The organism is Thiocapsa sp. C2-2m, from assembly GCF_041903745.1.
Lineage (GTDB): Bacteria > Pseudomonadota > Gammaproteobacteria > Chromatiales > Chromatiaceae > Thiocapsa > Thiocapsa roseilacustris.
This window is the reverse complement of sequence record NZ_JBBWVD010000013.1, coordinates 67,490-92,357: the sequence shown is the minus strand read 5'-3', so window position 1 is coordinate 92,357 and position 24,868 is coordinate 67,490. Positions and strand designations below refer to the sequence as shown.

Sequence of the window (24,868 nt, the reverse complement as noted above, 5' to 3'; positions counted from 1 at the left end):
GTCACCACCGACATCGGTTGGCACCGACGACGTCGATCCAGCCCGAAGACCTTGCGTGGATCCACCGGACGCGGTTCAGTTCAGCAACCGACCTCATGCGTGGCCGGAATCAACTCCCCCACCGTATCCCCGAGCCCTGCCGCAGCAAGCAAATCCGGAATGTCCGCCTCGACGACCTCGACCCCCTTGCTCTCGCAGAACCGCCGTTCCTTGTCCGTCGGATCCGGAATCAGCGCCCAGCCGGCCGGTGTTCCTGCCCCGTAGATCAGATCCGACATCACCATGCGCTCGGTATCGCGCAGTAGACGCAGCCCCAGAAAGAGGTATTGGCGTTCCTGCCGATAGGTCTTTAGAAAGGCGGGGATCCCGAATCCGCCCATCAGCTCGGTGAGGTAATCCACGAAGTCCGCATCCGAGGCGATATAGGTCGCGTCGGGCCGCGGGCTGCCCATCGGCTTGAAAAGCACCGGAAGGCGCTGATCGATTTCCTCCAGATCGACTTGGCGGTAGGCCGCCCCGTCGTAGTGATCGAGCCGAAAGCGATAGTCGGTGCCGGCGATGCGCGCGATGCCGCGCACCAGGGTATGCGGGACCCCGAGGTAGGAATCCTGCAGCTGGGTATCCCGATTGATATCGATCACGTAGCGCGGCTGCAGGTCCTTCAGCCAGTCATGCAGAGGCGCGCGCGTCCAAGTTCGCTGGCCGTAGGTGGTATCCAGAAAGCGGTTGACGGCGCTGCGTCCGCGCTTGAGCTCAACGTCCATGGCCGCACGGGGAAATTCCCACATGAGCCGCCGCGACATGGGCTTGCCGTTGTTCATCGCGAGGATGAGGCTGTCGCTGTCCGCCGGGATGGGCTCGCCGGTGGCGGTATCCACCACGCCGGCGAGCGCGCCGGGACCGAGATAGGGAATCAGATCACCACGCGTGAGCGCGGCGGCGAGTCGTTGAAGCATCTTGAGGACCTATAGCGACCGAGAGAGAACACTGAGTGGCTAAGCAAGAACAGCGCCACCTCCTATGTCCCAAGATCCCAGCCAGTCCCTAGCGGTACGCCACCTCTAATGTCCCCGAACCTCCGCCCCCTTGTTCCCTTCCCGACAATCCAGCCCAATCCATTTGACCCTTGCCCCTTGCCCCTTGCCCCTTGCCCCTTGCCCTTTGACATCTGACCTTTCCCCTAAGGCGAATTCCGGAAACCGTTATGCCAAGCTGCGCACGGGAGCGCTCCACGCCAAGCGAGCCGTAGGTTGTGCCGAGCCGTGCGAGGCACAACCAACCGCCGGCGAAAGTTGTGCTTCCTATCGTCAGCACAACCTACGGGTATGGGATTTTCCGGGAATCGCCTAAATCTCCTGAACTGCGTCAACTCCAGGTCCGAGGCAGCACTCGAACGTCCGCCCCGCTCTCAAGCCTTGAGCCGAATCTCGGACGCGGTTCAGCTCGGGTCCGTGCGCTTGCGGCGTCGTTCCTGATGGAATCCCGGCTCCCGAGGCTTGCGTTCATAAGATGGCTGATCGGATCCAGCGCCGGCGGCGCTTTCTGCCCCGCTGCGCCGCGTCCCACCGGCCGAGCCATCCGCGAGCGAGATCCGCAGCGCCTGCCCACGGACGTAGACCCGTTTGAGATGGTTGAAGATCTCGCGCGGCATACCTTCCGGGAGATCGACCAAGGAGTGATCGTCCCGGATGTCGATCCGGCCGATATAGCGGCCCTCCAGCCCGGACTCGTTGGCGATGGCGCCCACGATCTCACGCGGGGTCGCGCCGTGCTGGTGGCCGACCTCGATCCGATAGCTGGTGAGTCCCTCGGATCCGCGTCCCTGCGGACGCGGGCGGTCGCGACTGTCTTCGCGAGCCCCGTCGCGCCGTGGCGCTGCGCCACGCTCGCCGTCGCGGGCGGCGCGCGGACGTTCCCCGTCGCGACCTTCGCTCCGCGGGCCGCGCTCCGGACGCTCGGGCCGGGTTGCCGCGGGGCGCGGCAGATCCGCTTTGACATCGAGCGGGCGCTCGCGCTGAGTGAGATAGGCCAGCGCCGCGGCGATGTCCATCATCTCCAGCTCCTGTTCCGTGCTCAGTCGCGCGACCAAGCGGTAAAAGAAGTCGAGATCCTGCTCGGTCAAGGTCTTGCGCAGCTCGGCGGTGAAGCGGTCGATGCGCGACTCGCTGAGCTGGGAGGCCGAGGGCGGCTCCATCGCCGGGACGGTGCGTCGAATGGTGCGCTCGATCGCGCGCAGCAGTCCGCGTTCACGTGGTTCCACCAAGAGGATGGCGCGCCCGGCCCGCCCAGCGCGCCCGGTCCGCCCGATCCGGTGGACATAGGCGGAGGGATCGGTCGGGATGTCGTAGTTCACGACATGGCTAAGCCGCTCCACATCGAGCCCGCGCGCGGCCACATCGGTCGCGACCAAGATGTCCAGAAGGCCCTGCTTGAGCCGCTCCACGGTGCGTTCGCGCATCTCCTGGCTCATATCGCCGTTCAGTGGCTCGGCCGCAAAGCCGTGCGCCTTGAGCTTGTCGGTCAGCTCGACCGTGGCGTTTTTGGTCCGCACGAAGATCAGCATGCCGTCGAACGGCTCGAGCTCCAGGATGCGGGTCAGCACGTCCAGCTTGTGGAAACGGGTGACCACGCAGTGGTGCTGGTCGATGGTGTCGACCGTCTCGGAGTCGGCCGTGACGCGGATCTCGATCGGGTCCGACAGCCGGGTCTGCGCGACCCGGCGGATCCCCGCGGGCATGGTGGCGGAGAAAAGCGCGACCTGGCGTCCGGGCGGGGTTTGCTCGAAGATCCAGTCGATATCCTCCGCGAAGCCCATGTTGAGCATCTCGTCGGCCTCGTCCAGGACGAGCGTCTTGAGCATGTCGAGCGCGAGCGTGCCGCGCTTGAGATGGTCCATCACACGCCCGGGCGTGCCGACGACCACCTGCGGATTGCGTTTGAGCTGGCTCAGCTGCAGGCCGTAGCCCTGACCGCCGTAGATCGGCAGCACAAGAAAACCCTTCAGGTGCTGGGCATAGCCCTGGAAGGCTTCGGCGACCTGGAGCGCAAGCTCTCGGGTTGGCGTCAGCACTAGGACCTGCGGGCCGCGCTGCGTGGGATCGACGCGGCTGAGTAGGGGCAGGGCGAAGGCGGCGGTCTTGCCGGTGCCGGTCTGGGCCTGGCCGAGCAGATCGCGTCCGGCGAGCAGGTGCGGGATGCATTGAACTTGAACCGGTGTCGGTGTCTCGTAACCGAGATCCTCGACAGCTTTGGCGACTGCGGGGGCTAGGCCGAGCTGGCCGAAGCCGATACTCGTGTCGGGGGTGTCCATCGTGGGGCCTCGAAAGAATGGCGCGTCCGGCGGGAAGTCCGGCGGACCATCCATGGGGATTCGCAAAGTAACAGGGCATTATCTGCGCGGGTCGCGGCTGGATCAAGTTTGATTCGCGGCTCGGGGTGCCGCGGACTGCACGTCGGTTTGCGCGAAATCATCGCCCTTGTATAAAAGCGGGGCCTGCGCACGGATCGCCAGGGCATAGGAAAAGCAGTCGCCGAAATTGAGTCCTGCGGGGTGGCGGCCTTTGCCGAATCGGCGGTACGCGTCGGCAGCGGCATCTGCCATCGCTTCGTCCAACGGTATCGTTCGGATTCGCTGCATGCGCATGAATTGCTTGGTGCGCTCGACTCCTGGATCGCCGAGGCGCGATTGGATCACCAAAAGGAGCTCGGTGCGATTGGGTGCGCAGAGTCCGGGGCGGGTTGCTGCGGCCAACCGATGCAGGATGGCAGCGGCTTCGGGTTCGCCGAGGAGGACCGCGGTCAGCGCGCTAGTGTCGACCGCCAGGTCAATCACCAAGTGAGGCGCCGGTTTAGGCGAAGTGGCCATCGGCGTTGTAACCGAGGATCTCCTCGTCCGTGCGGCGATCGATTACAGGCAGGGTCCAGACCTCGCGTCGCAGCCAGTCCAACGTCTCTTCGGGCGACGCCCGCCCCCGAGAGGCGTCGTGGCCCTCCAATCCGGCTTGAAGAGAGAGAATCGCTTCCTGCGTCATGGATCGGCGGTGGATCGCGGCGGACTCCTTCAGTTGTCGGTAGATGTCGTCGGGGACGTTGCGCAGGACCAGTGTGTGCATCGGCGCTCTCGCGGAACAGGTGCAAGCAAAATGCTAGCAGCCGCGGTCGGCATGCGCAACGGTTCCGGCTACGCCACTGCGATTCCTCATCGTTGTACTGCGGATTGAGCGATACCATGTCCAACCTTTAGTCTGGACAGGATCCGGACGCCGCCGATTCATTCTCCGAGGAAATCTGATGTCAACGACACCTAACCGACCCGGCATGGTCGTCCCGAGCACGCGTCTGAGTCGCCTTTGGCATCTCGGACGTGCCACCGGGGATCTTGCCGCGGGGATCGGCGTGAAGGGTCTGATGGAGCTTGCCCGGACCCGTGGCAGCGCCGAGCCGTCGCGGATCAGGCTCTCCCCCGAGCACACCCGCCGCTTTACCGATCGCCTTGCGCGCATGCGCGGCGCTGTGATGAAGATGGGGCAGTTGATGTCCATGGATGGCTCGGACATCTTCACACCGGAGGCCGCGGAGATCATGAGCGCCCTGCGCGAGCGAGCCGAGCCGATGCCGATGAGCCAACTCACCGGGGTTCTGGAGCGCGAATACGGACAGGGCTGGAACGCGAAGTTCAAGCGGTTCGAATTCACGCCCGTGGCCTCCGCCTCGATCGGGCAGGTGCACCGTGCCGAGACGCGCGATGGGCGTCGTCTCGCGCTCAAGATCCAGTTTCCGGGCGTCCGCGAGAGCATCGACAGCGACATCGACAACCTCGCCTTCCTGGCCCGGACCTTGGGCATGGCACCGGCGGGCGTGGATCTGACGCCTTATCTGGATAGCGCGCGCCGCCAGCTCCATCAGGAGGCGGACTATGGCGCGGAGGCAGATTCGCTTGAGGCGTATGGGGCGGGTGTCGGCGCGGATCCGGATTTCCTCGTTCCGGGCGTCCATCGTGACCTCTCGACAACCCGCATCCTGGCGATGGATTTCGCCGAGGGTGTCCCGGTCGACCGCCTAGCCGGCAGCGGCTACAGCTGCGAGGAGCGTGACCGCGCCGCAACGGCCTTGACGCGTCTGTCCATGCGCGAACTCTTCGAGTTCGGTCTCGTGCAGTCTGACCCGAACTTCGGCAACTATCTCTACGAAGCGACGTCCGGGCGCATCGTCCTGCTCGATTTCGGCGCGGCGCTGCCGGTAAGGTCGGACCTCGTCGAGCGCTATCGACAGCTCGCCCGTGCTGCGTTCGCCGATGACCGTGCGGCAATGCGTGCGGCCTCGATCGATCTGGGCTATGTCGGCGCGAACGACCCGAGCGAGCAGGTGAACGCTCTTATCGACCTCTTGCGCATCTCCAGCGAGCCGCTGCGCAGCCCAGGCCACTACGACTTCGGCGTCTCAGATCTTTACGAGCGTGCCTATGCGCGCGGTCGCGAGATGTTCTACTCGGGTGCCTTCAGCACAGTGCCCGCACCCGAGACCATGTTCCTGCATCGCAAGTTCATGGGCGCCTTTATGCTCTGCCGGCGTCTGCGCGCGCGGGTGGATCTAGGGGGGATGCTGAGACCGTACATCTGAGGTTAGCCTCCTGGCTCCTGCCGCCAGCGATCAGGGAATTTCCGCAAAACTCCATACCCGTAGGTTGTGCTGACGATAGGAAGCACAACTTCCGCCGGCGGTTGGTTGTGCCTCGCACGGCTCGGCACAACCTACGGTCCTAACAGCCGGCGGCAGGCGGCGAGAGCCTCACCGCGCCAAACGCGCGAGCCGGCCCTGATACCGCCGCATGACCAGCAGATGCGCGACCGCCTGGGTCCAGAGATAGACATACCAGGGCAGGGCAGGTGCGAAGTCGTGGATGGCCGCCATGGTGTAGCGGTCGTCCAGCAGGGTCTGGAACTCGAAGCGGGCACGGCCCTGGCCGTCGGAGCGGCTCAGGAGACCGCCGACGATGGCGTAGACCTGACGTTGCGGGCTGCTCTCCTCGGCCAGCCATTGCAGTGTCAACAGGTGCAGGCGCGGGAAGCGGGTATAGACGCTGCATCGCCCCGTCTCGTCGATGCGGGTGCAGACCATGGGCCAACAGCAGGCGCCGAGCCAGCGGAAATAATTGCCGGCAACCCAGTCTGCATCCTGCCCGGGCGGCAGGATCACCCGCTGGATGGAGCGCACCAGCCGCGCGCGTCGCATCAACTCGCGGCTCTGACCCTCGATCGGCTGACGCGGGCTCGGCAGCAGGCGTCGACCCGACGGGTCGAGCGCGGCGCGAAGGGCCTCGCGAAAGGGGATTGCAGCCGGGTCGATCGCGCGCAGAATCGAGTTGTCGCGAATCACGGTGTCCTGCGGCAGACTCTCCAGGGCCGGACCGACCACGGCCGATGGCGCGCCGCTGAAGAACCGCGCGGTGGCCGAGGCCAGCCAGAGCGGCATCCAAGGTAGGGTCAGGATGCGTCTCCGCAGCCCGAGTACCTCGGCCGTTTGACGGAGCATCTCTTCGTAGCTCAAGCACTCGGGACCACCGATGTCGTATGCGCCGCGACAGGTCTCCGGATGCCCCAGGCAGTGGCGAACAGCCCGAACAAGATCCACCAGCGCGATCGGCCGCGTCATCGAACGGGCGCTCGGCGGCAGCAAGAGCAGCGGCAGGCGCCTGACTAGGTCCACCAGCAGCCGCGGGGCCGATCCACCGGGGCCGACGACCAGTCCGGCACGCAGCGCCGTGACCGGTGTTCCGCGCGAGGCCAGCACCAGCTCCACCTCGCGTCGACTCCAGAGCAGCGGCGAAATTCGGAAGCTGTCCGGGATCAGCCCGCCGACGACGATGATCTGTTTGATCCCGTTTGCCGCCGCGGCTTGTGCGAAGTTATCGGCTAGGATGAGGTCCATGTCGCGCGGATTGGCCTGCGTCAGGCGCGACGAGGGTGCCAGCGAATGCACCAGATAGACGGCGTAATCGCAGTCCGCGAGCCCTTCGACCAGATCGGACGCGGAGAAGAGATCGCAATGGCGCCAGGTCACGCGCTGATCCGGGTCGGGCGTTTGTGCCCGGGCGGGCGATCGTGTCAGTGCCCGAACCGAGAAGGCGTCCGTCAGGGCGCGGCAGACCGCGGTGCCGATAAAGCCGCTGGCACCGGCGACGGCGACCCTCGGTCGCCGGGAGGGGGAGGATGGCATGGCGTCCTGTCTCTGGAAGGATGTCTCGACCGAACGCCATAGGATATACCGCCCGAGGGCAGCTCGGGCTTCGCATGCAACCCTTTTGGAATTTGGCGATATCGGGGATGTGGTGCTCTTGGAGGCCGCTCAAGTGGACGAAGCGGCCCCGGTGATCCTGGCCATCGATCACGAACCGACCGCCCTGCGGGACGTTTCGCAGACCTGCACCGTGCGGAAGCCCTGCAGGCGGTGTGTTGGGCACGCTACGCCTTACCCAACCTACGGGTGTCGAGGTCCCCGCAATTCGCCTTGCCAATCACCACTCGCGCCACTACGCCACTACCCCCCTGTTGCTCGATCCGCCCAAACTCAGTACGCTTCCCGGTCGCCCAGAACAAGAAGACGAGGACTCGAATCCGATGGACACCACCGCCGAACGTGCGCGTTTCAACATGATTCAACAGCAGATTCGTCCATGGGAAGTCCTGGACGACCGGGTTCTTGAGGCGATGGCGGAGATTCGACGCGAGGCGTTCGTGCCCGACGCTTACCAGGGCCTCGCCTATGCCGATATCGAGATTCCGATCGGCGCAGGCGCCTGCATGTTGGCGCCCAAGGTTGTCGGGCGCATGCTTCAAGCGCTCGACGTGCAGTCCGGCGAGCGGGTGTTGGAGATTGGTGCGGGGACGGGTTATGTCAGTGCCTGTCTCGATCGTTTGGGCGGGCGGGTAATCGGGGTAGAGGTCGACGCCGGTCTGGCGGAGGAGACGCGTGCGCGGTTGGCCGGTTTGGGTTTCGAGTCAATCGAGATCCGCGCGGGCGATGCGCTGAGCCAGCCTGTCGAGGGTGGGCCGTTCGACGTCATCGCCGTCACCGGATCGATGCCAACCGAGGTTGCCTTGCCTCTGCTGCAGGGGCAGTTGGCCCCGGGCGGGCGTCTGTTCTGTATCCTCGGAGTGGAGCCCGTGATGGAGGCACTGCTCGTCACCCGTGTCGGTGAGCGTGATGTTCGCCGAGAGGGGTTGTTCGAGACATCGACGCTCGCATTGAACAATGCCGCCCGGGCGAATGAGTTCGAGTTCTGAACCGCGCTGAACCGCGTCAGGGGTTTTATGCGGAGCTTGAGTGCGGACTCGGTGTCGTTTGAATCAACGGGCGTTGCAGTGGACGCGGTTCAGGAAATTGGAAAGAAAGGTTTGAACCATTGTGGTGCGTTCGGGGGCTGGCTGCTGACTCCGGGGGGGCGGTAGGTCGAGCCTCGGAAATGAATGTCCGTCGGGCGTGGCTGAATACGGGGGTTGGTGATGCGTCGAATGGGGCCGAAAGAGGTTGCGCAGTGGTTGGCCACGGTCGGCGAGCCGCCGGTCTTGCTTGATGTCCGCGAGCCGTGGGAGTTTCAGATCTGTCGAATCGAGGGATCCTTATCCATTCCGATGGGACAAATCCCGGGGGCATTGGCGCGGTTGGATCCGACTCGAGAGATCGTCGTGATCTGCCATCACGGGATTCGCAGTTATCAGGTCGCGCGCTTCCTCGAGCAGCAGGGGTTCACCCGCATGGTCAATCTCGACGGCGGGGTTGCGGCATGGGCGCGTGATCTGGATCCCGCGATGCCGGTCTACTGATCTGCAGCCGGTCTCCGGCCATGTGCGGCTCGGATAGTAGGCTGCTTTTTCCTTGATTCCCGTCGGGAAACTGACGCACACTCCCCCGCGACACGGGCGATTCCGGCCACGTGCGAACCGATAACGATATCGCGAGGACACGCCATGAGTACTCATCAAGCGCAGATGCCGCTCTGTCAGAGGGCCTTTTCCCAGCTCCTGATCATCGACGCCCAAGAGCGTCTGGCACATGCAATGCCTGCCGACGAGCTGGGCCTGGTCGTCGGGAACATCAATCGGCTGGTATCGGCCGCCAAGATCCTCGGGATCCCGATCATCGCGACTCAGCACAACTCAAAAGGTCTCGGTCCGGTCATGGCGAGCATCCGCGAGAACCTGCCCGAGGGCGCGGATCCGACCGAGAAGACCGCCTTTTCCTGCTGCACCGCGCCTGGGTTCGAGCGCAATATCTCCGCCCATCCGGACCGGCGCCAGTTGATCGTCGTGGGCATGGAGGCGCACATCTGTATCGTCCAGACCGTCTCCGGCCTCCAGCGCTGGGGGTACCAGGTGTTTGTTCCGGCCGATGCCATCATCTCGCGGAAATCCGTGTTCAAACAGAATGTACTGGATCGCATGCGCCATGCCGGGACCCAAGTCGTCTGCACCGAGTCGGTCGGCTTCGAGTGGCTCGGGGATTCGACCGACGTCCAGTTCCGGGAGCTTTTGTCGCTGTTCAAGGCTGAGGATTGATGCGCCTGGGCGGCCGATCACGGGTCATTCCCGCGGCCCGAACGTCGCTCGCCCTCGCGTCTTCGGCAAGCGGGTCTCGATCAGGGTCATCAGCCGATCGAGTGCGCCGCGATTGGCCGCGACGACGCGACGGCCGTTCTCGCCGATGCGTGCCCGCTCGGTGGCGTCGCTCAGCCAGGAGATCATGAGTCGCGCCAGCGCTTCGGTGTCGGCGATCTCCACTGCGCCTTCTTCGGCGCACAGCAGCTCCGTGATGGCCGCAAAGTTGAAGTGGTGCGGGCCGATGGCGACGGGAACGCCCGCCGCTGCCGCCTCCAGGAGGTTGTGACCGCCGGTCGGCACCAGGCTGCCGCCGATGAAGGCCGCGTCGGCCGCGGCGAGAAAGACCGGAAGCTCCCCCATGGTGTCGCCGAGAAACACCGCCGTGCTTGGTGTGCATGGCTCTTGGCGGCTGCGACGGGCGAGCGTCACACCCTGCCGTGCCACCAGCTCGGCGACGCGATCGAAACGCTCCGGATGGCGCGGAACCAGCACCAGCAGGGCCTCGGGCAACACTGCACGAATGCGTTGGTGAGCCGCGAGGAGCGGTCCGTCTTCCCCCTCATGGGTGCTGGCCGCGACCCACACCGGGCGTTGCCCGCCCCACTCGCGTCGCATGGCTTCGGATTCATCGAGCAGGCTCGCCGGTTGTCGAATGTCGAACTTAATGCTGCCCGTGATCTGGACCCGCTCGGGATCGGCCCCCAGTGCGATGAATCGCCGGGCGTCCGGCTCCGCTTGGGCGGCGATCAGGTCGAAGCCCTGCAGTGTCTCCCGTGTGAGTTGCGCGACCCGTCGATAGCCCTGCGCGGATCGTTCCGAGAGCCGGGCGTTCGCCAGGATCACCGGGATGCCGCGTTCCGCGCAGGCCGCCAGGGTGTTGGGCCAGATCTCGGTCTCCATGACGATCAGCAGCGCCGGGGTCGTTCGGTCCAGAAAGCGATCGAGGATTCCGGGAAGATCGTAGGGGGTGTAGCGATGGGCCACGCTGTCGCCGAGGCGCTCGCGCAGCCGCTCGGCGCCCGTCGGTGTCGTGGTCGTCACCAGGATGGACAGTGGCGGGTCAATGTCGAGCAGGCGCCGAATCAGAGGCTCCGCGGCCTGGACCTCGCCGACCGAGACGGCATGGATCCAGATCTGTGTCGCGGGCGCTGCGGGACCGAGACCCAGACGTTCGCCGACACGGCGGCGATACGCCGGGGATTTCAAACTGCGCCAGTAGAGACGCAGCAGCGCAAACGGCAGCAGGATACTCAGGAGGAGCGCGTAGAGGGATCGTGTCATCGTCCGGGGACGGCTCTCTAGGCGTTCGAAATCGGGCGGTGCAGTGACATGGATTCAGCGGCTCGGGTTCGTGCCCCGGATCGCGCCGAGGATCCGTGTGGTGGAGCGCCCTGGCAGCAGGTCGAGGACGCGCACCTCGCCGCCGTTTGCGCGGACGCAGTCCGCCCCGGCGATCTCGGCCGGCCGGTAGTCCCCTCCCTTGACCAGCAGATCAGGCTTGACCCGGCAGATGAGTGCCTCGGGCGTATCCTCGGAGAAGGCGCAGACCCAGTCGACCGAGGCGAGACCGGCGAGCACGGCCATGCGCTGCTCGATGCCGTTGATCGGTCGCTCCGGACCCTTCAGGCGGCTCACCGAGGCATCGTCGTTGACCGCCACGATCAGCCGATCGCCAAGCCGCTTGGCCTGCTGCAGGTAGGCGACATGGCCCTCGTGCAGGATGTCGAAGCAGCCGTTGGTCATGACGATCCGCTCGCCGGCCGCGCGCGCGGTCTCGACCGCGTCGACCAATGCAGGCTGGTCCAGCACCGTGTGCCATTCGCTGCCCCGATAGGCGTGCTCCAACTCCCGCGCGGCGACCGTCGCGGTGCCCAGTTTGCCGACCGCGAGACCGGCTGAGCAGTTGGCCAGTGCGCAGGCCTCGTCGAGTGCGACGCCCGCGCCCAGTGCGGCGGCCAAGGTCGCAATCACGGTGTCGCCGGCACCGGTCACGTCGAAGACCTCGCGAGCCCGTGTAGGCAGGTGCAGCGCTTCGGCATCCGGGCGCAGCAGCAGCATGCCGCGCTCGCCCAGAGTGATCAGCATGGCCTCCAAGTCGAGCTCGGCACGCAGCTGCTGGCCCCGCTCGATCAGCGCGACATCGTCGGCGCAGACACCGACGATCGCTTCCAGCTCGGTCCGATTCGGGGTCAGGAGTGTGGCGCCGCGGTAGCGCGTGAAATCCAGTCCCTTGGGGTCCACGAGCACGGGTTTGCCGCCGTTCAGCGCCAGTGCGATGAGACGCTGCGGGTCCGCCAGCGTCCCCTTGGCGTAGTCCGAAAGGACCAGGAGGTCGCTGGCATCGAGCGCCTCCGCGACCAGCGTCGGCAGCGGGTCGTCGCCGAGCGGCGTCAAGGGCGCCTCGAAATCCAATCGGATCAGTTGTTGATGCTGGCTCAAGACCCGCAGCTTGGTGACGGTGGGCACATCCGCGCGTCTGTGCAGCCGGGTGCGGATGCCCTGCATACCGAGTCGTGCGGCCAGCACATCGGCCGCTTCGTCGTCGCCCGTCACGCCCGTCAGGGTGACATGGCAGCCCAGCGCGGCTAGATTCAGCGCCACGTTCGCCGCACCGCCCGGGCGGTCTTCCACCCGCGCGACGTGCACCACCGGCACCGGGGCCTCGGGCGAGATCCGACGGGTCGCGCCGCTCCAATAGCGGTCGAGCATCAGGTCGCCGGCCACCAGGATACGGGCGCGAGAAAAATCCGGGAAAGGATGAGTCGAAGTCGGGGGCAAGATGGGCTCCAGGCGAGGTGACGCGACGAGTCTAGCCGGAAGACCCGGAAGTTTCGAGAAAGGCTTGGTGGAGCAGTGCAGAGATTCCGAGACCCTCCGAGATCATTCTTCGTTGCCGCTGTCGTTGTCGTAGTCGTGGCCGCCGTCGTATCGATGGTCGATGACGACAACGACAACGACAACGACAACGAACGGTCTCGACACATCTGCCGTGCTGCATCAGCGCGTGGAGAGTGGAGAGTAGGCGCCGAGGTCTTCCCCTCGAGACTCACACCACTCACTCCTCACTCCTCACTCCTCTCTCCTCTCTCCTCTCTCCTCTCTCCTCACTCCTCTCTCCTCTCTCCTCACTCCTCACTCCTCCTTTTGGGTTTATGCTTTCACGAGGCAACCGGACTTCGTTGGAGGGTCATCGTCATGGGACAAGCCGCGCTCAAGCAAGAGGTCGACACACTGCGGGAGTACATGAAGGAGCTGAGCTACCAGGCCATGCGCACCGAGATGTCGCTGGCCCGTCTGTCCGAGGAGATGCTTGAGTTCAAGGACGAGATGCGCGAATTCAAGGACGAGATGAGCAGCTTCAAGGACGAGATGAGCAGCTTCAAGGACGAGATGAGCAGCTTCAAGGACGAGATGCTCGCCTTCAACGAAGAGAGCCAGCGCGAGCGTCGGAGCATGAACAAGCAATGGGGCGATCTCGCCAATCGCCTCGGCACGCTGGTCGAGGACATCGTGGCGCCCAATCTTCCGCGGGTGGCGGCCGAGCTCTTCTCCTGTCCCGTGGCGGATCTGTTCGGGGTCCGCGTCGTGCGCCGTTTCGGCGGCGAGACCCGCGAGTACGATGCGCTGCTGGTCTGCCCCGAAGTGGTCTTGGTCAACGAGACCAAGTCACGCCTCACGGATGCGCATGTCGAGGGGATTCTCGAGCGGCTCGCCGAGATCCCCCGTGTCTTCCCCGAGTACGCCGATCGTCACGCCGTCGGAGTCCTGGCGAGCCTCTATCCGGATGCGGGTGTCGTGCGTCGTGCCACGCGCCGCGGCGTGTTGGTGATGGGCATGGGCGACGAGACCATGCAGGTCTTGAACCCGGAGGCACTCCGGGCCGGCGCTTGAGGGCGCCCCGGCACTGGGCTCTGCCTCGATCGTCTCGATCAGCGATCGCTCGCCCGCTCGAAGACGATGCGTCCATCCAGCACCGTGGCCATGACGCGCCCGTGCATCTGCATGTGGAGAAAGGGGCTGTTCTCGCCGTGGCTCAGGAGTGTCCCGCGCGTCGGTATCCAGCCGTCATTCGGATCGAAGAGACAGACATCCGCGGTCGCCCCGGGCGAGAGATGCCCGAGGTCCAGACCCAAGATCTCGGCGGGACCGACGGTAAGTCGGGCGACGACGCCCGGCAGGTCGAGCACGCCTTCGGTGACCAGTCGCAGCGCGAGCGGCAGCAGGGTCTCGAGCCCCGAGATGCCGGGCGCGGTCTCGGGGAAGGGCAGCAGCTTGGCATCGGCATCGTGCGGCTGGTGGTCCGAGCAGATGGCGCCGATCTCGCCGGCCGCGAGCGCATGGCGCAGGGCATCGCGGTCCGCCCGGGTGCGCAGCGGCGGCACCAGATGACAATTGGCGTCGAAGCCGTCCAGGTCGTCTTCGGTGAGGAAGAGTTGGTGGATGGCGACGTCGCCGCTCGCCTGAACCCCGCGGCCGCGCGCCGCGGCGAGCATCACGGTCGCCCGTGCGGTCGAGAGACCGCGAAAATGGATGCGTGCGCCGGTCTGGCCGGCCAATGCGAGGTCGCGGGCGACGGCGACCGTCTCGGCGGCCTCCGGGATGCCGGGAAGCCCCAGCCGGGCGCTCACCCGGCCTTCGTGGGCACAGCCGCCGCTGGTCAGATCGGGGTCTTGCGGGTGCAGGAAGAGCGTCAATCCGAAGGTGGCGGCGTACTCCATCGCCCGTCGCTGCACCTGAGCGCTGCGGATCGGCCGATCGGCCTGGCTCAACACCGGGCAGCCGGCGAGCTTGAGTGCGGCCATCTCGGTGATCTGTTTGCCGTCGAGGTCTCGGGTCATGGCGCCGGCCGGCACGACACGCGCGAAGCCATGCCGCTGTGCGGTCTGCCGAATCAGCTGCGCGACGGCCGGGGTATCGATGACGGGCGAGGTGTCGGGCGGGCAACAGAGCGTCGTGATCCCGGATGCCGCCGCCGCCCGAGTCTCGCTCGCGATCGTCGCCTTCTGCTCTAGACCGGGCTCGCGCAGCCGGGCGCTGAGGTCCACGAAACCCGGGCAGACGATCAATCCCCGAGCATCGAGAACGCGCTCCGGTCGAAAACCGGCGGGCGCCTCGCCGATCGCGAGCACGCGCCCGTCCGCAAGGTGCAGGTCGATCTGCCGGTCGAGCCGGTTGGCCGGGTCGATCAGGCGCCCGCCGCGAATGCTGATGCGCTCGACCTCAGCCATTGGTCTCACCATCCGTCTTGCCGTCCGCCTGCATAGCGATGTTCTGGGTGCCGATACACATGGACATGACTGCCATGCGGATCGCGATCCCGTTGGTGACCTGCTCGAGGATCACCGAGCGGGGCCCGTCGGCGACCTGTGACTCGATCTCGACCCCGCGATTGATGGGCCCGGGATGCATGACGATGGCCTCGGGATGGGCCACGCCGAGGCGCTCTTCGGTGAGGCCGTACAACTGAAAGTACTCGTGCTCGCTCGGCAGGAGCGCGTTGGTCATGCGCTCGCGTTGCAGGCGCAGCATGATGATGACGTCGACATCGCGGATCCCCTCGCGCAGATCGTGAAAGACCCGTACGCCGAGCGCCTCTTCGGCGAATGCCGGAATTAGGGTGCGCGGGCCGATGACCCGTACCTCGGCTGCACCCAGGATATTGAGTGCCGCGATCTGGGAGCGCGCAACACGCGAGTGCAGGATATCGCCGACGATGGCCACCCGAAGGTTCGCAAAATCCCCCTTGTGGCGGCGGATGGTGAACATGTCCAACATACCCTGAGTGGGATGCGAATAGCGCCCGTCCCCGGCATTGATGACGCTCACGTGCGGCGCGGCATGGGCGGCGATGAAATGCGCAGCACCGCTCGATGCGTGGCGCACCACGAACATGTCGACCTGCATCGCCTCGAGGTTGCGCAGCGTATCGAGCAGGGTCTCGCCCTTGGCGGTGGCGGAGGTGGAGATGTTGAGGTTGAGCACGTCCGCCGAGAGCCGTTTAGCGGCCAGCTCGAAGGTGGTGCGGGTGCGGGTACTGGTCTCGAAGAAAAGATTGGCGACAACCTTGCCGCGACACAGCGGGACCTTTTTGACCGCCTGCCGTGTCACTCCGAGAAAGCCTTCGGACCGCTCCAGGATCTCGACCAAGAGCGCTCGGCTCAGCCCCTCGATCGTTAGAAAGTGTTTGAGGTTGCCCTCCCCGTCGAGCTGCTGGTGACCGGTCTTCATCGACGGGCCTCGCCCTTGGCGCTTGTCGCAGGGGCATCGACCGACGCCTTGTCGGTCTTGGCTGTCGATTTCTTCGCGCTCTGACCGCGCAGCAGAACGAGCGGGTGCGGTCCGCTGAGCTTGATCTGCTCGCCCGGCTCGAGCTTGGCATGCGGGCCGACGACGTTCGGCTCGATCGGCAGCTCGCGCCCGTCGCGCTCGGAGAGGGTGACCAGGATGACCGAGGCCGGCCGGCCGTAGTCGAACAGGACATTCAGTGCGGCGCGGATGGTGCGACCGCTTTGCAGGACATCGTCCACCAGGATCAGATGGCGGTCGTCGATCCCGACCGGCAGATACGAGGGGCGCACCTGAGGATGCATCCCGATGCGGGTGAAGTCGTCGCGGTAGAAGGAGATGTCCAGATGACCGAGCGGCTCGGTCAGCTCCAACATCTCATGCAGCCGGTCCGCAACCCAGACCCCGCCGGTGTGGATGCCGATCATCAGCGGCGCTTCGATTTCGCGCTCGGCGATGAGAGCGCGCAGCTCGTCGGCCATCCGGCCGATGATGCTGTCGATCTCGGCGCTGTCTTTCCAGATCTCGGAGTTGATCACGGACGCATGCTCGGGGTTGGGTGCTGCGCAAGTGGCGAGTGGTGAGTGGTGAGTGAATTGAAGTGATGATTGGTGATTGGTTTGAGTCAAGATGGCATGCCTCGCTGGCCACTCACCACTCACCACTCGTTTACGCCGGTCCTTGCTCGCACAGCCAGGTTTCCAGGATCAGGGCGGCGGCAACCGCATCGACCGCATCCCGGTCGGCGGAGCGTCCGCCCGGCGTCTCCGCGAGCTGCCGCCGCGCCTCGATCGAGGTCAGGCGCTCGTCGATGAGATGCACGGCGAGGCGGAAACGTCCTTCGAGCTGACGCCCGAACCGATGGACCTGAGCGGACCAGTCGACCTCCTTGTCGTCCATGGTGAAGGGCAGTCCCAGCACGAAGGCCTCGGGTTGCCACTCGCGCACCAAGGCGGAGATACCGACCCAATCCGGCTTGTCGTTGCGGCTGCGCAGCGTGACCAAGGGTGTGGCCGAGCGGGTGATGGTCTGACCGACCGCAATACCGATCTTGCGCGGACCGAAGTCGAAACCCAGTAGGGTGGTCATGCCATTCTCGAACGAGATCGATCCGATGGTTGGCCGTCCGGGCGCGATCTACGCGTGTCCGGCTTCGCCGCTGAGCAGGTTGAGGTCGACCCCCAACAGCTGCGCCGCGGCGAGCCAGCGGGCACTCGGGCTCATCCGAAAGATGATCTCGTGACTGGCCGGACCGCTCAGCCAGGCATTGGCACTCATCTCTTGCTCCAACTGGCCGCTGCCCCAGCCGGCATAACCCAAAGCGACGAGGGTCAGCTCCGGGCCTTCGCCGGAGGCGATGGCCTCAAGGACGTCGCGCGAGGTGGTGACGCTGATATCCGACGTGATGCTCAAGGTCGAATCGAAGGTTGGCCCGGAGGTGTGCAGCACGAAACCTCGATCGGTCTGGACCGGTCCACCTTGATAGACGGGGATCTGCTCGACGCTCGGGCGCAACGCGACGATCTCGAGCTGGTCCAACAACTCGCCGAGCCTGACATCGAGCGGGCGGTTGATCACGATGCCCATGGCGCCCTGATCCGTGTGCTCGCAGACATAGGTCACCGTTCGCGAGAAATTCGGATCCTGAAGACCCGGCATCGCGATCAGGAAGTGGTTGGTGAGCGAGGTGCTGAATGACATGGCGTTAGTATCCGGGTCGGGGAGATCTCAAGCAAGCCCGAGCGTGGGCTTGCGGCAACTGCATGCCCGGGATAGAGTCGCTCAACAACTCATGTTCAGGGGCTCAAGAGTCCGCGGTTTCCAACAAACGTCGGCGTTTTCCTGCGAGTTTACGCGTATCTACCGTTTCGAGCAGATCGACAAGCGCTTCGAGCAGCTCGACCGTCGATTCGACGAGTTGATCAAACGCAACGACCGCCATATTCTGTGGTTGATCGGCTTCATCATCACCATCGCCGCCTTGATCATCGCAGCAGGCAAGCTGCTCTGGCCTTGCTGGAGGGCGGTTTTCGCAGTGCCTGATTCCCGCTCCGCATGCCCTGCTTATTGCTCCCACCCCAATCCGCCGCCGCGCAAAAACTGCCAGGTCCGCACGATATCGAGCACGTCCGTCTCCTCGGCGATGTCGGGCGGGAAGGGCGCGTAGGGTGCCGCAAGCTCCACGATCCGCACGGCCGCCTCGTCGAGCAGGTCGTAACCCGAGGAGCGCACGACCCGAATTTGCTCCACACTGCCGTCCGAGCGCACGGCAACATGCAGGATGAGGCTGCCGAACATGCGTTGATCCCGCGCCGCTTGCGGATAGTTGAGGTTGCCGATGCGCTCCACCTTGCGCGCCCACGCGCCAAGATAGCTTGCATACCGAAACTCCCGCGTGCTCGCGCTCACCGATTTGCGCCGGACCCGGCTTGCGTAGGCGGCGGTCTTGGCTTGGAGGTTGGCCGTGAGTCGATCGATTTCCTCGCCGCGGCTGGCGAGGATCGCAGCTGCGTCGACCGGCGTTTCCCGGGCGAACATCTCCCGTGCGGCCATCGGGTCGGGAGGAGGGAGTGGCTCGGGTTGGATCTCTGGCGCGGGTTCGGGCGGAGGCTCCAATCGTGCGAGCGTCTCGAGGTCCAACGCCGGCGGCTCAGTAATCTCTGTCGGGTCCGGAATAACCGTCTCGACACCGATCGGCTCGAGAGGCGGATCGACGGCGTCTGCATCGAGCGTGCTCGGGGGCGGCTCCGGTACGACCGGATCCCGATCGGCCAATGTGTCGGTCTCCGGTTCTAGCTCGACAGGAGACTCCTCGACCGACTCCGTCTGCGTCTCGGAGATCGGCGTCGGTGGCTCTGTCGTCGCGATGTCTTCCGAGACGATCGGGATCGGATCGTCGTAGACCGCATTGCCGCTGGATGACGCGCCCAACCGATCGATCCGAGAGAGGGCCGCGTTCGGGGCCGCTGCACCCCGACCGGCGTCGCGCAAGATCAAGATCTCCAGCGCCGTTTCCGAGACGCTGCTGGCCTCGCGCCGGGGTGGCTCGAAGGAGACGAGGGTGATCGCACCGACATGCAGCAGCGTTGCGGCCAACAGGGCAAACGAGAGGGTCAAGCCCGAGGAGTCGTGACCGGGCGTCGCGAGGAGCGCACGCGGAATCTGCGGATCGGTCGAGCGGGTGGGCATGACTGTGGATCGATTTCCGGAGAATGCCGAAGACGTAGGTTGTACTGACGGTAAGAGGCACAACGTCCGCCGACGGTCGGTTGTGCCTCGCAAAGCTCGGCACAACCAACGGCCCCGGAAGGTTGCGGCTGTCGGGGCGACCCGAGGTGGAGTTAGATCCTTGCCATGAAATCACCCCATCCGGGGATCTGCTCGGGGATCAGGGGTCAGTCGCCCCGGGCACCTCGCTCGCCTGAATCCTCGGCGCGATCGGAGCACTTGTGTCGACCAATTCGATCCGATCGGCCATCGCTTGGTTCATGTGCAGGGTGCCTTCGGCATCGACGAGAAGCACATAGCTGATGTCCATCGCGCGCGCCACCGCCTCCCAGTCGGTCGGCCCCGCCACGAACATGGCCGTGGCTGCAGCGGCCGCAGTGGTTGCGTCCCGATGGAGCACGGTCACCGAGCGGGTGCCGCGCGCGGGCGAGCCGGTTCGCGGATCGATGATCGCATGATAGATCTCACCCTTGAACACGAAGTTCCGGTCGTAGTCGGCCTTGGTGACGAGGCTCTCGTCTCCGCGCATCGGCACGATAGCGAGTACACCCGAGCCGCTGGGTCGGCGAATCGTGATCCGCCAAGGCTGGCCGCTGCGATCGCCGATCAATCGAACCTCGCCGCCGGCCTGCAACAGCGCGCTCTTGATCCCGAGCTCACGCAGGTGCTCGATGGCCAGATCCATGGCATGGCTCTTGGCGATGCTGTCGAAATCCAGCTTGATGGCCGGATTGTGGCCGTGCAGCTCGAGCCCCTCGATATCGATCTGGCTCATTCTGGGGGTTGCTGCAACCAATCGCGCGATTTGCTGTTCGGGCGGCGGCGGGCGGCTGCGAACCGCGTCGGCATGGAACCCCCAGAGGTCCATCAGATAGCCGATGGCGGGATTGAAGAGTCCGCCACTTTGTGACTCGAAGTCCTTGCTCAGACGCACCAACGGCATGGTCGACGGGGGGGCCACGAAGGGCTCCTCGGTCAGCAGCATCTGATTGACCCGACCCATCGGGCCGGGTTGCCAGGAATGCAATGCATCCTGCAGGAAGGCGAAGTCCTGCTGGACCAGGGAGGCCGCCTGTTGCGCCTCTTGTCGGTCGACGCTGACCAGGCTCAGGTCGACCTGACCACCGAAGGCGTCGAAGCGTATCGTGGTGACCGGGGTCTCTTGTCCGCAGGCGGCGAGTCCGAAGAGGGCCGCCGCGATCGCATACAAACGCGGCGCGCGCCGAAGCCGGTCGGGGCGGGAGGATGAATACAGCACGGACATCTCCGGGAATGGGTTGCCGGTCGCGGTCGCTCGCGAGGCCGAGCGGGTCGGTTGACCGGTGGGTAAGGTCTCAGGTGTAGCGCATGACTCGTGCCTGAATCGCGTCCATCAGATCCCCCGCGATATCGGTGCCGTAGGCGGCATCGATCTCGCGGATACAGGTCGGGCTGGTGACGTTGACCTCGGTCAAGAAGTCCCCGATCACGTCCAGACCGGCGAAGAGGATCCCGCGGGCGCGCAATTGCGGGCCGACCTGCGCGGCGATCCAGCGATCCCGTTCGGTCAAAGGCCGCGCTTCGGCGGATGCTCCCGCCGCGAGGTTGCCGCGGGTCTCGCCCGGCGCCGGGATGCGCGCAAGACAGTAGGGAGCGGGTTCGCCGTCCACCATCAGGATGCGTTTATCGCCGTCGCGGATCTCGGGGATGAAGCGCTGGGCCATGCAGAAACGCCGGCCGTGCAGAGTCAGGGCCTCAATGATGACGCTTAGGTTCGGGTCGTCCGTGCGAACGCGAAACACCGAGGCCCCACCCATGCCGTCGAGCGGCTTGAGGATGATGTCGCCGTGCTCGCGATGGAAGTCCCGGATCGCCCCCGCGCTGCGCGTGATCAGGGTGGGCGGTGTACACTGCGGGAAGGCGGCGGTGTAGACCTTTTCATTGGCGTCGCGCAGACTTCGCGGATGGTTGACGACCATGCAGCCGGCCTCGTGGGCCTGCTCGAGGAGATAGGTCGTGAAGATATATTCGATGTCGAACGGCGGGTCCTTGCGCATCAGCACCGCGCCCAGCGCATCGAGCGGGCGCTCGATCTCGGCCCCGAGACGATACCAACCCGCGGGATCGTCCGTGACCTCGAGCGGTCGCATCCGCGCCAGGGTGCGCCCGTCGCGCAGCGACAGATCCGCCACCTCCATGTACCACAGGGGCCAGCCGCGCTTCTGCGCGGCCAACAGCATGGCGAAGGTACTATCCTTCTTAATGTTGATGGACCCGATCGGATCCATCACGACGCCGAGCTCGATAGACATATACCCGAGTGTACTTCAGTGGCCGGGGGCTTGTCAGGAATGACGACACGATTACCGGCAACCTCCGATCTGCTCCCGTCGGACCCGGCTTTCGATCCGGGGCCCGATGTGTCGCCGATGGTGCCGCCTGTCGTGGGTGCCGCTCGGAGCGATGCCCGTATTCTGCTGGCCGCCGACAGTCCGGTCGCGCGACGCTTCGCCGCCAAGCTTCTGCGCGATCGTGGTTACCGCGTCGAGGTCGGTCTCGACGGCTTCGATGCGCTCGGCATGGTGTTCGAGGTGAAGCCCGACCTTCTGCTCCTCGAGAGCCGGATGCCGCGTCTGGACGGCTTTCAAGTCTGTGCTCTCGTGAAGCGAGCCCCCGGGTTTGCCGACCTGCCGATCGTCATTGTCTCGGACTGCGGGGGGCTTTACGCGCGCGTTCGGACTCATCAGGCCGGCGCGCTGTCTTTCCTTTCGAAGCCGTTCACCGCCGGCGAGCTGTTGAATGCCGTTGCCGGGGCGCTCTCCGATGGCTGATTCGCGCCCCTCCGTCGCGCTCGACGCCGAGACGCCGCGAGCGACGACGAACCTGCAGACGCTTGCCGAGGCGATGCAGCGGGTGCGCCACAGGTTTCATCTCGACCTGGTCGACTGGTATCGAGGCGCGACGGATCTGCGTGGATTGATGCGCCTCGAGATGCTGTTTCGTAAGGTGAATGCCGGCATCGGCACTGGTGTTCTGGCCGATCTCTTCGGCCTGGCCGAGATCTTCGCGGCGGCGCTGCGCGACGGGCGACTGGATTGCGATGCGGGTACGCGCTCCTTGATGGGGCAGCTCGATCGGGTCTTGAAGCCACTTGCGCAGCCGCTGCCTGTGTGGCCGGAGGCCGAGGCTCGAGCGTTGATCGATCGGCTTTTGGATCTCCTGGTGGGCTTGGAGTCGGGAGACCGCCGGGTGCTCGATCTGGCAGCGGTCTACCGGTCGTCCGAGGCGATCCGGGCGGCGCAGAGCCTGCGTCGCGATCGACCGGCGCCATCCCGAGAGGATGACCTCGATCGCACCGGCGGGAGACTTGCCGAGCTTGTCGCCCTCGAGGAGCTGCTCGAGTTGATCGACCGCGGCGCCTTCGTCGATCCGGCCGCGCTCGATGCCTCCTACGCAGCACTCCACGAGCTTGTCGGTGTCATGGATCCATCCGATGCCTGTCGGCTGGTGCCGCGACTGGCCGCGATCGCCGATCAGATGAAGGCGCTGGTGTCGGCCGACGTGTCCGAGCAGTCGACGCTGCTGGAGGCCCTGGCCGCCGACCTTCTTGCCTTGGAGTCGATCCTGCAGGCTTGGGTGGATGACGGTGTTGTCGCCGAAGCGCCTTCGCTCGGCTCCGGGATAGATCCGGCCGAGCTCACACTCGCCGCCTTGCGCGAGCTGGATCGCGAGCTTCTCGGGGTGACCGATCTGCTGTTCGCTGCCCCGGGTCTCGAGGGGGTGTCGATACGCTCGGACGTGGTCGGGGCAATGCTTGCCCGCATCGCGGGCGTCCTGCGCCTGCTCGGGCTGGCTGGGGCTGCCGATCTTGCGACGGTCTGCGCAGGCTGGGTGGGTCGACACGACGCAGTCCCCGATACACGCTCGGTCGATGTCGGTCGCGAGACGATGGCAGAGGCGCTGGCCTGTTTGCGGCGAGAAATCGCCGCCCGCTTGGCCGCAGGGCTTGCGGCGTCGGCTCCGACGGGGTGTGTCGAGCAGGCGTTGATCGCGTCCGCGCGTGCGATCGAGGAGACGTCCGGTCCACCCATGCCGCCCACGCCGCCGAACGGCGCGTCCGCGGATGTGCCGAGTCTCCCGATTGCCCGGATCTCCGAGCAGGAGAGGATCGCTCCGGCGCTCGCGGAGATCTTTCTCGAGGAGATCGACGGGCAGATCATCGGGGCGGCGACGGATACGGACCTCGCGGTCGACGGCTTGTCGGCGTTGGTCCCCTTGGATGGTTTGACGAGTTGGGACAACGCCCCGCAGATCCCGATCGAGGATCTGCTCGACACCTACGAAGCCGCGCCGGAGATTCCGGGCGAATCGGTGCTGCCCGATGTCGATGAGTCTCCCGATAGCGAGGCAGTCGACGCGCGTTCGGCTTCGGACGACGTGCTCGGGCTCTCGGAGCAGACCCTCGGCGAGGAGCTCGACCAGGCGTTCTCCGGTCTCCTCGACCCGTCGACGGAGTTCACGCCGGATCCGGCGCTCGCTCCGTCGGCGCCGCGGCTACCGGAGGTGGATCCGATCCCGCTGGCGGCACCCTTAGTGGAACAGATTGCCGAGATTGCGCGGTGTCGCGCAGAGTTGGATATCACCCATGCGCAACAGGTCTCCGGCTTGGCCGCGCTCGACCTTGGGCTGGCCCGTCTGCGCGACCTTGTCGATCGCCTCGAGAGCGATCCGCACCCAGGCGGCGGGCCGATTGGCTTAGGGGTGGACGACATGGGCGAGGGATTCGGGCAGCGCGAGTTTTGCGGTCGCGTGGGCGAGATCCTCGATGATCTGGAGAGCGTCAGGCGAGGACTGATCGCTGATCGACAGGCGTCGGCCGAGCCGCGGGCGCGACAAGCGAAACTCCTCGAGGCCGTCATGGACGCCTTGGTCAAGCTGAACCTGGAGTCACCGGATTAAATTCTAAATCGCGTCTCACCGGGATCGAGGAGATCTCCGAAGCCAAACGCATCATGAGAACGACGCATGTCGCTCTGGACGCAGTTTAGACGCCGAGATCCCCCCAAAGCGCCTGGATGACGGCGATGGCGGCGAGCGGCGCCGTTTCGGTCCGCAGGATCCGCGGCCCCAGGCGCACCCCCTCGAAACCCCGAGCCCGAGCACTCGCGCGTTCGCGTGGGCTAAGCCCCCCTTCCGGGCCGATCAGCAAGGTGACCGTCGCGCCTGGCGCGGGCAAGGCGGTCAAGGGCCGAACGGCAGCGGGGTCGAGCAGTAGTCCGCCGCCCGCGTGTTTGCTCAGCCAATCGCTAGTGGTTGCCGCAGCGGCGAGATGCGGCAGCCGTCGCCGCCCCGACTGCTCGCAGGCCCCGATGAGGATACCGCGCCAGTGATCCAGACGCCGCTCGAGTCTTGGGCCGTTCAGCTGGACCTGGCTGCGCTCGGCGAACAGAGGCGTGATGCGGCCCACGCCGAGCTCGACGGCCTTCTGCAGCGCGTAGTCCATCCGCTCGCCTTTGGAGACGCCGACCGCGAGGTGGATGTTTAACGGCGCGATCGGCTCCGCAGCGTCGGGCGTGCCGACTCGGACACTCGACCCGCCGCGATCGGCTCGCGTGAGGTGCGCCGGGTAGTCATATCCGTTGCCATTGAACAACACCAAGGGTGCATCGGGTGGCAGACGCAGGACTTGGGTGAGGTGACGGGCTTGAGCCGACGGCAGCTCGAGGGCCGCGCCGGGCTCCAAAGGCAGGTCGACATAGACGCGCGGGATTCGCATCGGC

The 24,868-nt window shown here is 65.6% G+C and carries 24 protein-coding genes; 7 read left to right on the top strand and 17 right to left on the bottom strand.

The window, feature by feature from the left end:
* Window positions 1-80: 80 nt before the first annotated feature.
* From AADX97_RS11920 to AADX97_RS11905, 4 genes are all read right to left on the bottom strand, one after another.
* Window positions 81-956, bottom strand: a complete 876-nt coding sequence (locus AADX97_RS11920; protein ID WP_374236583.1) for an SIR2 family protein — start codon at window positions 954-956, stop codon at window positions 81-83.
* Between the two features lie 482 nt (window positions 957-1,438).
* A complete protein-coding gene (locus AADX97_RS11915) occupies window positions 1,439-3,310 on the bottom strand; it encodes a DEAD/DEAH box helicase (protein WP_374233600.1) in 1,872 nt (623 codons plus the stop codon).
* A 102-nt stretch (window positions 3,311-3,412) separates the two neighbouring features.
* Window positions 3,413-3,865, bottom strand: a complete 453-nt coding sequence (locus AADX97_RS11910) for a type II toxin-antitoxin system VapC family toxin (protein ID WP_374233601.1) — start codon at window positions 3,863-3,865, stop codon at window positions 3,413-3,415.
* A complete protein-coding gene (locus AADX97_RS11905; RefSeq protein ID WP_374233602.1) occupies window positions 3,849-4,112 on the bottom strand; it encodes a hypothetical protein in 264 nt (87 codons plus the stop codon). Before AADX97_RS11905 ends, AADX97_RS11910 begins: the two co-directional genes overlap by 17 nt.
* Before the next feature lie 178 nt (window positions 4,113-4,290).
* On the opposite strand from AADX97_RS11905, the gene AADX97_RS11900 reads away from it, so the two are divergent.
* Complete coding sequence (locus tag AADX97_RS11900; RefSeq protein WP_374233603.1) at window positions 4,291-5,619, top strand: ABC1 kinase family protein; 1,329 nt, start codon at window positions 4,291-4,293, stop codon at window positions 5,617-5,619.
* A 168-nt stretch (window positions 5,620-5,787) separates the two neighbouring features.
* On the opposite strand, the gene AADX97_RS11895 is transcribed toward AADX97_RS11900, so the two are convergent.
* Window positions 5,788-7,215 carry an NAD(P)H-binding protein gene (locus AADX97_RS11895; protein ID WP_374233604.1) on the bottom strand — a complete coding sequence of 476 codons (1,428 nt, stop codon included), beginning with the start codon at window positions 7,213-7,215 and terminating at the stop codon, window positions 5,788-5,790.
* Between the two features lie 401 nt (window positions 7,216-7,616).
* On the opposite strand from AADX97_RS11895, the gene AADX97_RS11890 reads away from it, so the two are divergent.
* The 3 genes from AADX97_RS11890 to AADX97_RS11880 all read left to right on the top strand — a co-directional run bounded on the left by AADX97_RS11890 (window position 7,617) and on the right by AADX97_RS11880 (window position 9,554).
* The gene (locus tag AADX97_RS11890) at window positions 7,617-8,282 is read left to right on the top strand and encodes a protein-L-isoaspartate O-methyltransferase (RefSeq protein WP_374233605.1); all 666 of its coding nucleotides are present in this window, start codon (window positions 7,617-7,619) and stop codon (window positions 8,280-8,282) included.
* A 219-nt stretch (window positions 8,283-8,501) separates the two neighbouring features.
* A complete protein-coding gene (locus tag AADX97_RS11885) occupies window positions 8,502-8,822 on the top strand; it encodes a rhodanese-like domain-containing protein (RefSeq protein ID WP_374233606.1) in 321 nt (106 codons plus the stop codon).
* Between the two features lie 144 nt (window positions 8,823-8,966).
* Window positions 8,967-9,554 (top strand): isochorismatase family protein, encoded by a 588-nt coding sequence (locus AADX97_RS11880; RefSeq protein WP_374233607.1) that lies wholly within the window; start codon window positions 8,967-8,969, stop codon window positions 9,552-9,554.
* 24 nt (window positions 9,555-9,578) lie between these two features.
* Here AADX97_RS11880 and waaA read toward each other — a convergent pair whose 3' ends face one another.
* Entirely contained in the window at window positions 9,579-10,877 is a 1,299-nt protein-coding gene (gene waaA, locus AADX97_RS11875) for a lipid IV(A) 3-deoxy-D-manno-octulosonic acid transferase (protein WP_374233608.1), read from the bottom strand.
* Between the two features lie 54 nt (window positions 10,878-10,931).
* Complete coding sequence (gene hldE, locus AADX97_RS11870; RefSeq protein ID WP_374233609.1) at window positions 10,932-12,374, bottom strand: bifunctional D-glycero-beta-D-manno-heptose-7-phosphate kinase/D-glycero-beta-D-manno-heptose 1-phosphate adenylyltransferase HldE; 1,443 nt, start codon at window positions 12,372-12,374, stop codon at window positions 10,932-10,934.
* Window positions 12,375-12,791: 417 nt separating this feature from the next.
* Between hldE and AADX97_RS11865 the strand changes: the two genes are divergently transcribed.
* On the top strand, window positions 12,792-13,487 hold the full coding sequence (locus tag AADX97_RS11865; protein ID WP_374233610.1) for a hypothetical protein: 696 nt from the start codon (window positions 12,792-12,794) through the stop codon (window positions 13,485-13,487).
* Window positions 13,488-13,525: 38 nt separating this feature from the next.
* Here the strand turns inward: AADX97_RS11865 and AADX97_RS11860 are convergent, their stop codons facing one another.
* The 9 genes from AADX97_RS11860 to gshB form a co-directional block, all read right to left on the bottom strand.
* Window positions 13,526-14,824 (bottom strand): dihydroorotase, encoded by a 1,299-nt coding sequence (locus AADX97_RS11860; protein WP_374233611.1) that lies wholly within the window; start codon window positions 14,822-14,824, stop codon window positions 13,526-13,528.
* On the bottom strand, window positions 14,817-15,824 hold the full coding sequence (locus tag AADX97_RS11855) for an aspartate carbamoyltransferase catalytic subunit (protein WP_374233612.1): 1,008 nt from the start codon (window positions 15,822-15,824) through the stop codon (window positions 14,817-14,819). The genes AADX97_RS11860 and AADX97_RS11855 overlap by 8 nt, the downstream gene beginning before the upstream one ends.
* Complete coding sequence (gene pyrR / locus AADX97_RS11850) at window positions 15,821-16,420, bottom strand: bifunctional pyr operon transcriptional regulator/uracil phosphoribosyltransferase PyrR (RefSeq protein WP_374233613.1); 600 nt, start codon at window positions 16,418-16,420, stop codon at window positions 15,821-15,823. Before pyrR ends, AADX97_RS11855 begins: the two co-directional genes overlap by 4 nt.
* A 130-nt stretch (window positions 16,421-16,550) precedes the next feature.
* Complete coding sequence (ruvX, locus tag AADX97_RS11845) at window positions 16,551-16,970, bottom strand: Holliday junction resolvase RuvX (RefSeq protein WP_374233614.1); 420 nt, start codon at window positions 16,968-16,970, stop codon at window positions 16,551-16,553.
* Between the two features lie 48 nt (window positions 16,971-17,018).
* Window positions 17,019-17,582: a YqgE/AlgH family protein gene (locus AADX97_RS11840; RefSeq protein ID WP_374233615.1), complete on the bottom strand. Its 564-nt coding sequence runs from the start codon at window positions 17,580-17,582 to the stop codon at window positions 17,019-17,021.
* A gap of 103 nt (window positions 17,583-17,685) precedes the next feature.
* Complete coding sequence (locus AADX97_RS11835) at window positions 17,686-17,958, bottom strand: hypothetical protein (protein WP_374233616.1); 273 nt, start codon at window positions 17,956-17,958, stop codon at window positions 17,686-17,688.
* Window positions 17,946-19,070 (bottom strand): TonB family protein, encoded by a 1,125-nt coding sequence (locus AADX97_RS11830; RefSeq protein WP_374233617.1) that lies wholly within the window; start codon window positions 19,068-19,070, stop codon window positions 17,946-17,948. The genes AADX97_RS11835 and AADX97_RS11830 overlap by 13 nt, the downstream gene beginning before the upstream one ends.
* A gap of 199 nt (window positions 19,071-19,269) precedes the next feature.
* Window positions 19,270-20,373 (bottom strand): FAD:protein FMN transferase, encoded by a 1,104-nt coding sequence (locus AADX97_RS11825; protein ID WP_374233619.1) that lies wholly within the window; start codon window positions 20,371-20,373, stop codon window positions 19,270-19,272.
* A 70-nt stretch (window positions 20,374-20,443) separates the two neighbouring features.
* The gene (gshB, locus tag AADX97_RS11820) at window positions 20,444-21,400 is read right to left on the bottom strand and encodes a glutathione synthase (RefSeq protein WP_374233620.1); all 957 of its coding nucleotides are present in this window, start codon (window positions 21,398-21,400) and stop codon (window positions 20,444-20,446) included.
* A 39-nt stretch (window positions 21,401-21,439) separates the two neighbouring features.
* Here gshB and AADX97_RS11815 point away from each other — a divergent pair, with 39 nt between their 5' ends.
* Both AADX97_RS11815 and AADX97_RS11810 read left to right on the top strand, forming a co-directional pair.
* A complete protein-coding gene (locus AADX97_RS11815) occupies window positions 21,440-21,919 on the top strand; it encodes a PleD family two-component system response regulator (RefSeq protein WP_374233621.1) in 480 nt (159 codons plus the stop codon).
* Window positions 21,912-24,047, top strand: coding sequence for a hypothetical protein (locus tag AADX97_RS11810; RefSeq protein WP_374233622.1), 2,136 nt, complete (start codon window positions 21,912-21,914; stop codon window positions 24,045-24,047). The genes AADX97_RS11815 and AADX97_RS11810 overlap by 8 nt, the downstream gene beginning before the upstream one ends.
* Window positions 24,048-24,132: 85 nt before the next feature.
* Here AADX97_RS11810 and AADX97_RS11805 read toward each other — a convergent pair whose 3' ends face one another.
* On the bottom strand, window positions 24,133-24,864 hold the full coding sequence (locus AADX97_RS11805) for a 16S rRNA (uracil(1498)-N(3))-methyltransferase (RefSeq protein ID WP_374233623.1): 732 nt from the start codon (window positions 24,862-24,864) through the stop codon (window positions 24,133-24,135).
* Window positions 24,865-24,868: the final 4 nt, after the last annotated feature.